The sequence below is a fragment of the Peribacillus sp. FSL K6-1552 genome (genome assembly GCF_038005205.1).
Taxonomy (GTDB): domain Bacteria; phylum Bacillota; class Bacilli; order Bacillales; family DSM-1321; genus Peribacillus; species Peribacillus butanolivorans.
Genome location: NZ_JBBOST010000001.1, coordinates 3,823,018 through 3,835,912 on the forward strand (window position 1 = coordinate 3,823,018; position 12,895 = coordinate 3,835,912).

The 12,895-nt window shown below is 36.7% G+C and carries 13 protein-coding genes and 1 riboswitch; of the genes, 2 read left to right on the top strand and 11 right to left on the bottom strand.

Features of this window, described 5'->3' with window-relative positions:
* Positions 1–114: 114 nt before the first annotated feature.
* From NST21_RS18300 to NST21_RS18335, 8 genes are all read right to left on the bottom strand, one after another.
* Positions 115–690, bottom strand: a complete 576-nt coding sequence (locus tag NST21_RS18300) for a genetic competence negative regulator (protein WP_053346802.1) — start codon at positions 688–690, stop codon at positions 115–117.
* A gap of 88 nt (positions 691–778) precedes the next feature.
* Positions 779–1,669, bottom strand: coding sequence for a MerR family transcriptional regulator (locus NST21_RS18305; RefSeq protein ID WP_340890574.1), 891 nt, complete (start codon positions 1,667–1,669; stop codon positions 779–781).
* 100 nt (positions 1,670–1,769) lie between these two features.
* A complete protein-coding gene (locus tag NST21_RS18310) occupies positions 1,770–2,585 on the bottom strand; it encodes a metallophosphoesterase (protein ID WP_340890575.1) in 816 nt (271 codons plus the stop codon).
* A 97-nt stretch (positions 2,586–2,682) separates the two neighbouring features.
* On the bottom strand, positions 2,683–3,141 hold the full coding sequence (locus NST21_RS18315) for a YpbF family protein (protein ID WP_053346804.1): 459 nt from the start codon (positions 3,139–3,141) through the stop codon (positions 2,683–2,685).
* A gap of 159 nt (positions 3,142–3,300) precedes the next feature.
* Positions 3,301–4,140, bottom strand: a complete 840-nt coding sequence (locus NST21_RS18320; RefSeq protein WP_340890576.1) for a LysM peptidoglycan-binding domain-containing protein — start codon at positions 4,138–4,140, stop codon at positions 3,301–3,303.
* Between the two features lie 5 nt (positions 4,141–4,145).
* Entirely contained in the window at positions 4,146–4,745 is a 600-nt protein-coding gene (locus NST21_RS18325) for a CPBP family intramembrane glutamic endopeptidase (protein ID WP_340890577.1), read from the bottom strand.
* A complete protein-coding gene (locus NST21_RS18330) occupies positions 4,735–6,246 on the bottom strand; it encodes a RecQ family ATP-dependent DNA helicase (RefSeq protein ID WP_340890578.1) in 1,512 nt (503 codons plus the stop codon). The genes NST21_RS18325 and NST21_RS18330 overlap by 11 nt, the downstream gene beginning before the upstream one ends.
* Entirely contained in the window at positions 6,246–7,310 is a 1,065-nt protein-coding gene (locus NST21_RS18335; protein ID WP_340890579.1) for a helix-turn-helix domain-containing protein, read from the bottom strand. Before NST21_RS18335 ends, NST21_RS18330 begins: the two co-directional genes overlap by 1 nt.
* A 290-nt stretch (positions 7,311–7,600) precedes the next feature.
* On the opposite strand from NST21_RS18335, the gene NST21_RS18340 reads away from it, so the two are divergent.
* Positions 7,601–7,849, top strand: a complete 249-nt coding sequence (locus NST21_RS18340) for a ferredoxin (protein WP_034308087.1) — start codon at positions 7,601–7,603, stop codon at positions 7,847–7,849.
* A gap of 130 nt (positions 7,850–7,979) precedes the next feature.
* Here the strand turns inward: NST21_RS18340 and NST21_RS18345 are convergent, their stop codons facing one another.
* The gene (locus NST21_RS18345; protein ID WP_053348127.1) at positions 7,980–8,561 is read right to left on the bottom strand and encodes an ECF transporter S component; all 582 of its coding nucleotides are present in this window, start codon (positions 8,559–8,561) and stop codon (positions 7,980–7,982) included.
* A 167-nt stretch (positions 8,562–8,728) separates the two neighbouring features.
* Positions 8,729–8,864, bottom strand: a riboswitch (FMN riboswitch).
* Between the two features lie 380 nt (positions 8,865–9,244).
* Here NST21_RS18345 and serA point away from each other — a divergent pair.
* A complete protein-coding gene (gene serA / locus NST21_RS18350) occupies positions 9,245–10,819 on the top strand; it encodes a phosphoglycerate dehydrogenase (protein WP_340890581.1) in 1,575 nt (524 codons plus the stop codon).
* A 124-nt stretch (positions 10,820–10,943) separates the two neighbouring features.
* Here the strand turns inward: serA and NST21_RS18355 are convergent, their stop codons facing one another.
* Together NST21_RS18355 and sigX are read right to left on the bottom strand one after the other, a co-directional pair.
* Entirely contained in the window at positions 10,944–12,167 is a 1,224-nt protein-coding gene (locus tag NST21_RS18355; protein ID WP_340890583.1) for a hypothetical protein, read from the bottom strand.
* Positions 12,133–12,693, bottom strand: a complete 561-nt coding sequence (gene sigX, locus NST21_RS18360; protein ID WP_056525421.1) for an RNA polymerase sigma factor SigX — start codon at positions 12,691–12,693, stop codon at positions 12,133–12,135. Before sigX ends, NST21_RS18355 begins: the two co-directional genes overlap by 35 nt.
* Positions 12,694–12,895: the final 202 nt, after the last annotated feature.

A 12,895-nucleotide genomic window follows, 5' to 3' on the forward strand; every position in this document is an offset into this window, starting at 1 on the left:
AGGGTTTTCTTGCTTCTTTTCCTATACTTTATCTTAAACAGGGAATTTGAGACTAATAAGGCAAACCTCATTGGAATGTTCAATATGTGTCTGCCCTGTCTCCCTCTTTTTCAACTAATTAAAATGTGAGATTAATACATGTATGGCTTCTTTCTCAATGATGCATGTTCCATATTCATTGATGCGGTATAGCGTAAGTGTTGAAGCATGGCCATACTCAGCCGCTAAGGAGATGACCGTGTCATAAGTCGTATCTTTGACATTCTCAATCAGTAAATAGTATCTTCCCTCATAATGATAAAGAGTGCTATTAAGCAAGCCATGATATGACAATCTATGAGATAATTGAACGATATCTTCAAACTCATTGAAAACATACAAAATATGGGGGAAGTCATCAATTTTCACTTGCAAATCCAGGAACTCTTCTTCATCTGTTAATAACTCTTCTTCTTCCTTCGTTACAATGATAATCAACCCCTGAGCAGGCAGGGAAAAAATCTCGATTGCAATGGAACCACTCATTTTAAAGCTGAGTTCTTCACACGCTTCCTCCACCATATCCTGAAATAACTTATGGACTTTTAAAGAATTCCCTAAAATATCTTCTTTTGTTATTCCTCTATCAATTAAATCATCAAGGGTCAAAAAAATCTTGATTTTATTATTAGTTAATCGCTCCAGCTTCATAAAAAAATGCCCCCTGGTTACCATCTTCATACATCATATGAAGCCTTGGTCTCAGGGTGCATATCCATTATTTATCAAACACTAACCTCTAAATTTTCAACCAATCCTCCCAATCCGATTGAGATCCACCGATTAAAACTCTGCTGAAGGAGGTTCGGATTTCATCCGATACATGGTTCAGTGCCGCTCCTCCAAGACCAACCTTCAAATCTGGAAAATCCCGGCTTAATTCTTCGACAAGTCTTAAGGTTCCTACGAGGTTTTCATTAAGTGAACAAGACATAAATAAGAAGGATGGTCTTATGATTTTTAAAACGGTAAAAAGATCTTTGTCGGCGATGGATTCTCCCAAATAGACCGTTTCATATCCTTTTCGCTTTAAAAAGATTGTAAAAATCAACAAGCCGAATTCATGTTTTTCACCGGGGGCACAAACAGTAAGAGCTTTAGGAAGAAATTCACTGGTTGGAATCATATGCATTACGGAACTAATTCTGGACTTTAGAATGTTAGATGCAAAATGTTCATGAGCAGAAGTAATTTCTCCTCTTTCCCACTTATCGCCAATCTGAACAAGTATGGCACCAATCACATCAACTACAGTATGTTCAATCGTATACATACTGAAAGCTTGGCTGATCAACATTTGAGCTTTATTTTCATTGAAGCTTATGAGAGCTTCAAGTAGCTCGTCCGCTAACTTTATAGATTGCTCATTATATCGTTTTGTTTCAGGAACATCAGTCGCTACAGTGCTAGTTTCGAGAAGTGAAACGGCCTGACTGATTGTAAAGCCCTGATTTGTTTTATTAATTAGCCATTTGAGGGTTTGAAGATGTTTCTCTGTATACAGCCGGTGACCAGAATCATTTCTGACAGGCTCAATAAATTGATAGCGCCTTTCCCATGCCCTCAACGTACCCGACTGAATACCTAGCAGTTTTGAAACTGCCTTAATATTATATTTACCTTCTTGCATGGTTTTACAAAGCCTCCAATAACAGAACATTCATTTGTTGAAATTATAGTGGATTCTTTCAACTCTGTAAAATTTCGATATGCTTGTTTCAGAAGGCAGCTTAATAGGTCTTTTCCACGGCTTCGCCAATTTGCGTATGTTTTCCTCTTTTTAGCGTAAAAAGGTGAGTTTCTGGCTTCGCTTCAAGTCTTAATGGCACTGCGCTTGTCCCATAACCATTGCTTGTCATGTACAAGCAGTCACCCTCTTTTTTTATACTACCGATCTGATATGGCCCAAGCCCGAATATCCGAATCTGTCCTCCATGGGTATGACCTGATAGGACAAGTCTTATATGATGTTCTGGTGTTAATTGTTTTTTAACTAGCGGGTTATGACTGACCAAAATCCGGAATGGCTCATTCCCGCAATCTGATAGAGCAAGGTCAAGCCTATCTCTTTCTACTGATATATCATCAATACCTAAGAGAGCAAACTTATCCCCTTTTTGGGACTCAAAAGAAACGGCTGTATTATCCAGAATTTTCACACCATGCTTCAGAAGTGATGCATCTAGCTCATGAAAGTCTCCTTCGTAATCATTATTTCCCCAAACAAAATAAAGGGGACCAAGTACTTTTAATTTCAAAATATTTTGTTCAACTCTCTCCAGAGGAACCCCACTTTCTCTGATGTCACCACCGATAATAACCATATCTGCTTTACCGCGGGCTTCCTCAATCAATTTATCCGACACGATCCGTCGATGAAGATCAGATATAAAAAAAATCCGAACATCGCCAAATCCTTCAGGAAAGTCGTTGAAATATAAGTCTTGAAAAATTATCCTATCCTGATTTGCGGTACGCCACATATGCATAACAGTAGCAAATAACAGCAGAATTAAGCCTAAAAATAATCCATATACCAATAACATCTTCCGTTAAACCTTCTTTCTCTACAAATGGCAAGAGTTACCTTCATATAAACATAAAACCATATTACCCGCAATTAAATATTCTTAAAGCGAATAATCATTTATTTTCATGATATAAGTTTATATCATAGTTCTTCTTCATCATTTCAAAAACCTTATGGCGACTTTTCCATTCATCCTCTTTTTCCCACAGCTGCTTACTTTTATTAATGATTTCGCAACGAAGCAACTGAAACTCCTTTTCAGCTTTATCAAGCTTCTTTTTAATTAATATCATATATCCATACAGCCCAAATGCTGCTGCTAAAAAAAGAAAATGGCTGAAATGGTCAACAAAAACACTAAACATCTTGAAAAAAGAATAGGAATAAGGAACTACAATATAAAAATAAAGATAAACCAAAAAAAGAGCAGCAATAATCATTGTTGCCCATAAACTATGAAGATGTTTCTTTTTTAGAGCCTCGAACTTTTTTTTTCGATCTACAACGTTCTGCAGCATTTGCTTTGTTGCTTGATCCGTTTTTTCATCCAATAAAATAATTGTAGGTTCCATTTTCTTTCCTCCTCATAACTACCCTTCAAGTCATAATATGAGATTGTCCAGAAAAAAATGATAAATAACTAGGCATGATTAGCTTCTTTGCGGAACAAAGAAAAGCTGAATGAAAGTAAAAACACCCTGCCTCAAAAGACAGAGTGTTCATTATTATTTCTATTTCTTTATTGGAATTTTTAAAACCTGACCCTTGGAAATTTCATTGCCATTCAGGCCGTTCCACTCCTTAATTAGAGCAATTCCTTCCTGTGATTTGTAGTAATTCATGGAAATTCGGAATAATGTTTCTTCCGCTTTAACAGTATGTAAGACAACCTTATATTCATCCTTATTTGACTTGACTGCTGGTGCTCTTTCCGTTGTTTTTTTGTCTTCTGCTGCTTCTTTCTTGGCTTTTTCTTCAGCTATTTGCTTTGCCTTGGCTTTTTCCTCAGCTATTTGCTTTGCCTTAGCCTTTTCTTCAGCTATTTGTTTTGCCTTAGCTTTTTCTTCAGCTATTTGCTTTGCCTTAGCCTTTTCTTCAGCCTCTAGCTGCGCTTTTTCTTTTTCTTCAGCCTTTTTCTTTGCTTGTTCCTTTTCTTCAGCCTTCTGCTTTTCTTTTTCTTTCTTCTTCTCTGCTTCAGACTTGGCTGAATTTGTTTCTTCTTTCTCCAAATCATTATCTTTTAAATCATCTGCAGTTGCTGTAGTTGGTATCGTTTCTTTATCAGCGTCTTCATTTTCATTATAGTTCACTACTTGATTACTTCTTGGATCACGTTCAGGTCTTTCTTGAAGATATGTATTAAGACTGTAAAATCCAATCGGAAGCAAGATAAAAAACAACGATAATAACTTAATCATCGGAAACTTAATCTTCACTTTACTTTTTTTCTTTTTATTCTGATGGACTTGGCTACGCTTTGGCAGAGATGACTTCGCCTTCTGACGTTCGACTCGCGTCCCAAGTTCACCAGCCTGATCTTTGTCTTTCCCATTCTTTTTTACATCATTCATATAGGTCACCCCCTTTCTTGCTCAATCCGCTTTGCTTGTTTCTTCCTGATTAATACTCCAAGGATAAAGTCAATCAAAAAATGGGCCGTGATCGTCACCAGTAAATTATTTGTCCATTCAAACAGAAACCCGATAAAGAAGCTCAAAACCAAAACATTTAAAAATAAAAACCAATTAAATAAATAGCGATAATGAACCGCAGCAAAAATAATACTCGTCCAAAGTAAACCAAGATGAGTTTGTAACACTCCACGAAATAATAATTCCTCACTTATTGCTACCACTAAAGCAACAACAAAAATCATCGAGTAAGACAGACTACTGAAAATGCGTTCGTTAATCCCACCATCATCTTGATAGGATGATGGCGTCACTCTCATCATAAATAGATCAAATAGAACGACTATAATTCCTGCAGGGATACCAAATAACAAAATATTAAGGTCATTGAAGATAAATAAGTCGAAAAAAGTAGAACGATCATTAAATAAAATAATACCTAAAAAAAAGGCTAACGTTAAGAGAATAATTTGTGTAAGAAACAAATTATATAGCAACTGTTTATCTGTTAGCTGTTTTATTAATTCAGCTTGCTTATTTTTCATCCCAATTTTCCTTCTTTAATAAGATAAAAGCCAATTCCTGTTTCCAAGTGGTATAAGACTTAACTTGTTCTACCTTCACTGCGGGCAATAAATCGATCATCTTATTCGCATCCATTCCACAGAAGTCGCAGCAGAAAGGATTCAACTTTTGCTGCTTTTCATCAAAGTAATTCAGAATTCCCAAACGGCGACATTCCTGAGCATATATCCAATTGAGAAATCTAAGCAATTTTCCCTGATTCCGGGACTTTCTCTTTTGACAATACTCTTTCATCTCTGCCACATGCTGTAGAGGATCCTGATTTCCGGTAAGAAACTGTGTAAAAAAACGAAGCTGAATATCATTTAAGGAAAAAGATTGAGACAGCTGTTCTTTTTCAGAAAGAGTCAAATTGGCTCCTATCTTTTTTGCTTCGCTTAGGAAGGAACACACACCCTCTATTTGCAAATCAGTCGGCAATTGTTGTTCCATCAAATGAAGGGGAAGCCCTTCATCTCCTTCACTATATAATAAGACTGCTACACTTTGTTTCCGATCACGCCCCGCCCTACCTATTTCCTGCAAATAAGATTCCATTGTAGAGGGCATATGAAAATGGATAACATATCTGACATCCGATTTATTTACACCCATGCCAAAAGCACTCGTTGCGCATATTATTTTTAATTGGCCAGAAATGAATTGCTGCTGAATAAGCATTCTTTGTTCCTGATCCATGCCGCCATGATAAAAATTGACGCTATCTACCCCGTTTTCCTGTAAAAATCCAGTGACGGCTTCTGCCACCTTTTTAGATGAAAAATAAATAATGCCACTCCCCGTGAATTTTCTGACAAGCTCCAGAACACGGAATAGCTTTTCTTCGTAGCTGAATAGTCTCTCAGCAAGTATGGCAATATTATCCCTATCTACAGATGATACGGTTTCTTTAGCTTGATTGATATTGAGTTTTCCAATGATATCTTTCCGCACTTCTTTTGTTGCAGTTGCCGTTAAGGCGAGCGTTAGTGGATTGTTCAACTCACGTCTAACTTCTCCTAAATTCAAATAATCAGGTCGAAAATCATACCCCCATTGTGAGATACAGTGTGCTTCATCAATGACAAACAAACCTATGTCTAAGGTCTTTAAAGACTTTATCACACCCTCAAGGCTAAGCATTTCAGGAGATAAAAAAATAAACCGATACATATGTAAGCGATCGAAAGCCTCCCTTTTTTGATTTAACGTCAAAAAAGAATTAAGGGTTAATACACTTTTTTCACCTCTCATTTTGAGCTGATCTGCCTGATCCTGCATTAAAGATAATAACGGGGAAACTATTAAGGTCGTCTTATTCAAAAGGTAAGCAGGCAACTGATAACACAATGACTTACCTGACCCCGTTGGCAACATCGCTAAAGTATGACAGCCAGACATCAATGATTCAATCACTTCTTTTTGTCCTGGACGGAATTTATCAAATCCAAATTTTTCTTTTAAGACATGCTCTAAATTCATCATCCATCACCCAATTTCGCAAGTACAAGCCTTATTTGGAAAAAACTAATCTGTTTATTATCAACTTCCTGTTTGATTGCCTTTAGCTGCTTTGTATTGAGTTCCTTAATTGCAGCGATGATTTTCCCTTCATCCTCATGGGATACATATTCAGCAATTGGAAAGCTTTTATCCGATAAGACAATTTCAACAAGATGATCTTCAATGGTGTTGACTTTTAAACGGCGGATTTCTGCTATTTCAAACAAAGTTTTCCCCGCTTGAATATATCGCAATGTCGCTTGTGTAGAAAGAGTCAAATGAGGATTGCCACTCCTTTGCCAATCACTGAATAAGGATGCCAAAATAGGGTAATCTGTTACCTGTTCTATTTCCGCAAGCATTTGATGTAACGAGTCAAGAAATGTAAAGCGCACATACTCTTCTTCTACATCTTTCCTTTTCGCAATCTGTTCAAACGTAAGTCCAATCCTGTTTACCCCTGTTAATTTCAAAATAAAAATATCTCGTTTTAAATTACTTTGCAGCTCTAATAACGATATCAGTTCTTCATAAAGATGCTGCGCAATCAACCCTCGGTCCTGGCGATTGTTTTGTAAGAATTCCTTTACAAAACATTGGATTTTGGGGTTTCGTTGTATAGGATAAAAACGTCTTTCATTGTGGACAATATGGGATATAGTTTGTATGAGTAAGTTTAACCTCCCCCAGAATATCGGGGTGATATTTTGATATTTCCAGCCATTTAAGGATGTTGGAAAAGGATTCTTCTTCAAATAATCGGTTAACTTTCTCCCGCCTTGCCCACTGATTATATAAGCATCGGTTTTATCGGTTATCTCAATGAAATTATGCTCATGAAATAGTTGAATGTTTTGAATTAATTGTTGTCGGGTAAAACGAGGTATTGTCCCAAATATATTCGTTAACCCGAATAAGTGGGCATCCTGGATTGTCTGTGACGACTTTTTGCCCTGTAGCATATGATAAATAGCATAAATAGAACGTTCGCCTTGAAATTTTTTTATTGCATATAGAATGATTACTTGTAGATAATTATTCATGGGACTCACATCCTTGTTTCAATTAACCAATTAAACCTATTGTATCAAAAAACTGCAAAAATCGCCGTTTTTAATGATAAATACCATAAGAAATTGTGGCTAAATGACGAATGAAAGCAAAGATCAAAATAGTATTTTCTATATTTATCATTGACATTCCACATCATAATAGTTAGTATCAATACAATTTCTATTGAAAAGTTTGGCATTCGGTCTTACAATAGGAAAGAGATAATAATCTGAAATAAAAAGATTATCAGTTGTTAATCAACTTAGGAGGGGTTATATTCATGGCTAAATTTACAATTGTTGATAAAGAAACATGTATCGCTTGTGGAGCTTGCGGAGCAGCAGCACCGGATATATATGATTATGATGACGAAGGGATTGCATTTGTTACCCTTGACGATAACGAAGGTATCGTTGAAATTCCAGATGTACTTATAGATGACATGATGGACGCATTTGAAGGATGTCCAACAGATTCTATTAAAGTTGCTGACGAGGCATTTGACGGGGATGCACTAAAATTCGAATAAAGGTACAAGCCATTTTCAATCGAAAATGGCTTTTTTTTTGCTACTTATATCCCTTCCCCGACTAACCAAATTAAACAGACAAAAAACCGGACATAACTATCCGGTTTTTTGTGTTCTATAGTTAATGCCATTAAGCATTTTTATATAATACTTGCTTATTGATCCATGTCTGTAATTTAATAAACAACAACATGAATACAGAAGTGATAAGCACGCCTTTAATCACATTGAAAGGTAAGATTGCCGTCGTTACGAACTTCCTTGACTCGGGTGCCGACATTGCATCCCATCCCATAAAGAAGGTATATGCCGGTAAAAAGACATAATAGTTTAAAACACTCATAACTACCGCCATGGTAACTGTACCTGCAAGTAAAGCGAAAGTCATCCCTTTTTTTGAATTGATTTTTTTAAATACATAGTAAGTTGGCAAGACGAACAGTATTCCTGCTATAAAGTTAGCGATATGCCCCACAGGTACAGCAGTCATTGTCCCTGTCATGACTAAATCCAATAGGTTTTTAAGAAATTCAACTAGAATTCCAGCCATCGGACCAAAAATCAATGCTGCCATCAGTGCTGGAATGTCACTAAAATCAACATTCAGAAAAGGTGGAAATCCGGGAAACGGAAAATTCAAAAGCATCAATAGATATGAAATGCTTCCCAACATTGCCAGTGTGACCATTTTATTCACTTTGTTCTTTTTCATAGTTCTCTCTCCTTCTTTTTCTGATCTACCCGAAAAAGAGGTTAGTGCTCCTTCATCATGTTGATGTTCAATAAAAAACCCTTTAATTCCGACCGAATTAAAGGGATAAATTAAAGGTTTCATCAAACAAGCGTTCAGTAAATGACTGTTTGAACGCAATCAGGAACCTCCATCTTCTCCCATCCAGACTATACTGTCGGCTTTGGAATCACACCAAATCCTGCCCCGTAAGGCTCGCGGGCTTAGAAGAATTATTTCTTCATCACCGCCGGTGGGGAATTACACCCCGCCCCGAAGATAGACCTATAAAATTTTATTTTACAAATTCCATTATATATGACTTTCCTTTTTTTGAATAGTTTTTTTTAATTTGAAAGTTTATATGAAGATATTCATTTTTCATGGCCACCATAATTTCTTACATCTCACCATTTACATATTAATGAATTAAAGCAAAAATTATATTGACGATTATATCAATTTTAAGATTATTTAAAATAATTGTTCTTTTTCATACAATAGATGATAAATCCATTATTATTGCGGACTTATACAATTATTTCACTTAATAATAATTATTTTAAGCGCTTACATTAATAAATGCCAAATTGACATATTCGGCATTTCAATTGTAAAATTAACTGAAATTTAAGATAATTTTTTTCTTAGGAAGGTGTTTACACGTGTATCGGATTTTAGTAGCAGATGCCATCAAACCAGAAGGACTCGGACCGCTATCAGAGGCATCCAATATCCTTCTTATTCAAAAGACAGTAGAAGAAGCAGCAAACGAACTTGATCAGATTGATGCAATACTTGTTAGAAGCGCAACAAAAGTTACGGAAGATTTAATGAACCGTATGCCACAGTTGAAAATTATTGCACGCGCTGGTGTCGGCGTTGATAATATTGACATCCCTGCTGCGACTAAACGTGGGATTGTCGTAGTTAATGCACCTGATGGCAATACCATTTCAACAGCTGAACATACATTTGCAATGATGGCTTCACTAATGCGCCACATTCCGCAAGCATATGCATCTCTGAAGAATGGGGAGTGGAAACGTTCTTCTTATACTGGAACAGAACTACGCGGTAAAACATTAGGTATAGTGGGTTTTGGACGTATCGGAGGAGAAATCGCCAAACGCGCAAAAGTTTTTGGTATGGAAGTCATTGTATTTGACCCATTCTTAACTGCTGATCGTGCAAAAAAAATGTCTGTCACTTCCCTGCCGTTAGATGAATTACTTCCTAAAGCAGACATTATTACTGTTCATACACCTCTAACGAATGAAACTAGAGGATTAATAAATAAAGAAAAACTGCTTACCTGTAAAAAGGGTGTTTATGTATTAAATTGTGCCCGTGGCGGAATTCTTGACGAAGATGATTTATATGAAATGATTGTTAAAGGGCATGTAGCAGGCGCAGCGTTGGACGTTTTCGTTGAAGAACCTCCGCTTGGCCATAAGCTACTTGAACTTGATAATGTCATTGCTACACCTCATTTAGGTGCTTCTACAAAAGAAGCACAATTAAATGTTGCAGTACAGGTTGCACAAGAAGTGCTGACTTATTTTGAGGGAAATCCAGTTTCAAGTTCTATCAACCTTCCAGCCATTTCTAAAGAAGTGTTTGAAAAGGTTCAGCCATTTTATCAACTCGTACAGCAAATGGGATCAATTGCTTCTCAATGTATGAAAGAAGGCATCCAAGAGATTTCCGTTACATATGCGGGAGAATCATTGGACTTTGATACAGCGATTTTGACAAAAAGTTTAATATCAGGCTTCTTTAAATCAAGAGTTGACGCTTCGGTCAATGAAGTGAATGCCTTGCTGATTGCAAAAGAGCGTGGTATTACCGTTGGCGAAAAAATCTCTGCAGACTCTTTAGGATATTCTAACCTGATCAGCCTTAAAGTAAAAGGTGATAACCGTGAACTAACAATCAGTGGCACTTACATTGAAAATTATGGTTCTCGTATTGTAAATTTGAATGGCTTCAAAATCGACTTCCATCCGGAAGAAAATTTACTATATATCCAACACACCGATAAACCTGGTGTAATTGGTAACGTAGGTAAGATCCTTGGTGATCATGAAGTGAATATTGCAACCATGCAGGTAGGTCGAAAAGAAGCTGGCGGAGAAGCTATCATGGTTTTAAGTTTTGATAAACCATTAAGTGATAACATGAAGCAATTTTTAAAGGAAACAGAAGAAATTACATTCATGGCTCTCATTTCATTATAAGCAAAAAAGAATGTGCCCTTAATGCGGGCACATTCTTTTTTCTACGAGATTTTAGATACTCAGCAACCATTATCAGGATGTTTTATATAGCCCAGCTCCCGCTTCTTTTGACAACTTCCTCCCCTCAATTCACTTGGTTAGGGGCTTTGGGTACTATTATGTCTTCTGTTAGATTTAGATTGCCAACTTTTTCAATTGGAGCATTTTCAAACTTTACTCTGTTAAAGCCAAATTCCTTTGCAATAAAGAGAATAGCTTCTAAAGCTTGAAGAGAATCCTCACTATTTTCAATTGCCGCTTGTTCTGCTAATTGAATAGTCACAAGATCTCCATCTGAACTTATTTTTTCCCAAATTAAATCATTGGGGATAGCAGAAGATATTCCCGCTATGTCTGGCTCCTCTTTTCCTGCCTGAAGTGCCTCCTCAAAGTCCTGATAATCCATATTACTTGGTACAAGAAACTTTGGTGAGGATTCATCATTTTGATAAAGTAGAAATGTGCGATTTTTTTGTTGAGGTATATCTGCTTCCTTTAAAAATCCTGCATGGGCAAACCTTGCACCTTGCTTTCCATCTGTAGCAAAGGTCATCTTCTCTATATTAAGATAGGACAGCGTCTCTTCCATCGTATGGAGAAAGAGGATATCCTCATCCAATAACTGGCTGTCTTCATGTAGCTCAATATGAGCAGTATTCATTTCGGTTCCTTGGGTAATCTCAATATCAAGTGGGAAATAGTCAGAGAGACCATATTGTTCCTCATTGATATCCGACATTTGATTAACTAACTGATTTAGAGTATCCGATTCATCATAACGATTGACAACAATTGAAATCGGGATGACAAAATTCTGCTGATTATCTGGCACACCCATGGTAATCGTCGATTTATTTTTCAGATCGTCTGGGTAAATTGCAGGAGCAAGGGCTACTGCCTTGTCCTTTTTTACCGGTTCACTATCGAAAACTTCTTCTTTAGTTTCTATATCTTCTTCACGCTTACTCTGAAGCTTGCTATTTTCCTCTTTGTCTTCGGCAGACTTATCTTTTACCTTTGCATCCTGTTGTTCATGATCTGGCAGGCTTTTAAGTTCAGAGACAGCTAATTTCTTATCGCTGCTCTCCTCTTTGCTTGTAGTCCCTTCTTTCCCAATAATCAGTGAAGAGGCCAAAACAACCATTAAGAATAAGGAGGCAACACCCACAATAAGAGGAAACCATTGTTTTTTCCGCTTTTTATTATGAATCCCTGCATACACCTCATCCTTTGTTCGTTTGTCTTTTACTTTCGGAAGCTGGTGAAGCATGTCTTCAATTTCGTTTTCTTTCCAACGGGGTTTTCTCAATGGGGTCATCCTCCTTTCCAGACAAATCTTCCATCATCTTTTTAATTGCCTTTAACGCACGATGCTGGGTTGTTTTAACCTTACTTTCACTCCAATTCAATACCTCAGCGGTTTCTGATATGGACAATGCTTGAATATATCGTAATATGATGACGGACCTTTGATCGACCGTGCATCGGTTCAAACATTGATATATATCATGGATATCATCATTCATAATAGCCACTTCCTCCGGAATAGGCTGAGTATCTTTAATCATTTGCCTCTCCCAGTCGAAGTTAGAAAAGATTTTGTCTCTCCACCGTTTTTGTTTCCGAAAATAATCAATCGTCACATTTCTCGCAATAGAATATATCCACGTTTTTTCACTGCTTTTTCCCTCGAATCGGTCATAGGCCTTCATAACCCTGATATAGACCTCTTGAACAAGGTCCTCTGCCGATTCCCGATTTTTAGTCATATAATAAATGAATTGATAAATTTCGTGATGATATTTTTCATAAAGATCGTGGAAAACGGAATCCATCATTTCCCCACATCCGTTCATAAATATAGTCGTCATTCATATATAAAAGTTACACTTTACATATGATCTTATTACAAAATTCAGTGAATTTCTATATAAAAGAGTCCTATTCACTAGAATATTACTAACCTGCTCCCTTTCTAAGAAAAAAGACAAAGACAAGTTGGAAATAAATCCAATTGCCTTTGTCTCCACTGTTTCT

Excerpts from the sequence above, each read along its gene's own strand:
- NST21_RS18300 (WP_053346802.1), bottom strand. The coding sequence starts at position 690 with ATGAAGCTGGAGCGATTAACTAATAATAAAATCAAGATTTTTTTGACC.
- NST21_RS18345 (WP_053348127.1), bottom strand. The coding sequence starts at position 8,561 with ATGAAAAAGAACAAAGTGAATAAAATGGTCACACTGGCAATGTTGGGA.
- sigX (WP_056525421.1), bottom strand. The coding sequence starts at position 12,693 with ATGGATTCCGTTTTCCACGATCTTTATGAAAAATATCATCACGAAATT.
- NST21_RS18330 (WP_340890578.1), bottom strand. The coding sequence starts at position 6,246 with ATGAATTTAGAGCATGTCTTAAAAGAAAAATTTGGATTTGATAAATTC.
- NST21_RS18305 (WP_340890574.1), bottom strand. The coding sequence starts at position 1,669 with ATGCAAGAAGGTAAATATAATATTAAGGCAGTTTCAAAACTGCTAGGT.
- NST21_RS18340 (WP_034308087.1), top strand. The coding sequence starts at position 7,601 with ATGGCTAAATTTACAATTGTTGATAAAGAAACATGTATCGCTTGTGGA.
- NST21_RS18335 (WP_340890579.1), bottom strand. The coding sequence starts at position 7,310 with ATGAATAATTATCTACAAGTAATCATTCTATATGCAATAAAAAAATTT.
- NST21_RS18320 (WP_340890576.1), bottom strand. The coding sequence starts at position 4,140 with ATGAATGATGTAAAAAAGAATGGGAAAGACAAAGATCAGGCTGGTGAA.
- NST21_RS18325 (WP_340890577.1), bottom strand. The coding sequence starts at position 4,745 with ATGAAAAATAAGCAAGCTGAATTAATAAAACAGCTAACAGATAAACAG.
- NST21_RS18310 (WP_340890575.1), bottom strand. The coding sequence starts at position 2,585 with ATGTTATTGGTATATGGATTATTTTTAGGCTTAATTCTGCTGTTATTT.
- NST21_RS18315 (WP_053346804.1), bottom strand. The coding sequence starts at position 3,141 with ATGGAACCTACAATTATTTTATTGGATGAAAAAACGGATCAAGCAACA.